The 435-nt window shown below is 53.6% G+C and carries 1 protein-coding gene; it reads right to left on the reverse strand.

Annotated features, from left to right (window positions below):
* Positions 1-276: 276 nt before the first annotated feature.
* The gene (locus tag FJV41_RS55885; RefSeq protein WP_220138024.1) at positions 277-432 is read right to left on the reverse strand and encodes a hypothetical protein; all 156 of its coding nucleotides are present in this window, start codon (positions 430-432) and stop codon (positions 277-279) included.
* Between the last annotated feature and the right edge of the window lie 3 nt (positions 433-435).

Raw genomic sequence — 435 nt, forward strand, 5'->3', positions numbered from 1 at the left:
CTGATCTCCGAACTGAAACAGATCCTGCTGGATACCTACTACGGCCGCGAATTCGTCGAAGGCGAAGCCGGTGCGAAAGCCGAAGTTGCTCCGGTAAAGGCTGAGAAAAAAGCGAAAAAATCCGCTTAACCAACAGCGATAGCATCGCGACAAGCCCCGTCACCTGACGGGGCTTTTTTTATCCCCGCTATCAGCCATTCTTTATCGCCAGCTACGCCAACCTATAGCAGACATAAAAAAGGCGCCCACAGGCGCCTGTACGAGCTTCTGAGGGTATCAGCAGGGACGGTGCTGGTTTTGTACCTTGGTTAACGAACCGACGCTCACCGCCTCTTTATAATGCTTACGGCAGACCGATACGTACCGCTCATTACCGCCGATGACGACCTGCTCACCCTCATTATAAGGACGCCCCTCCTGATCGAGGCGCAATAC

Source organism: Myxococcus llanfairpwllgwyngyllgogerychwyrndrobwllllantysiliogogogochensis (assembly GCF_006636215.1).
Lineage (GTDB): Bacteria > Myxococcota > Myxococcia > Myxococcales > Myxococcaceae > Myxococcus > Myxococcus llanfairpwllgwyngyllgogerychwyrndrobwllllantysiliogogogochensis.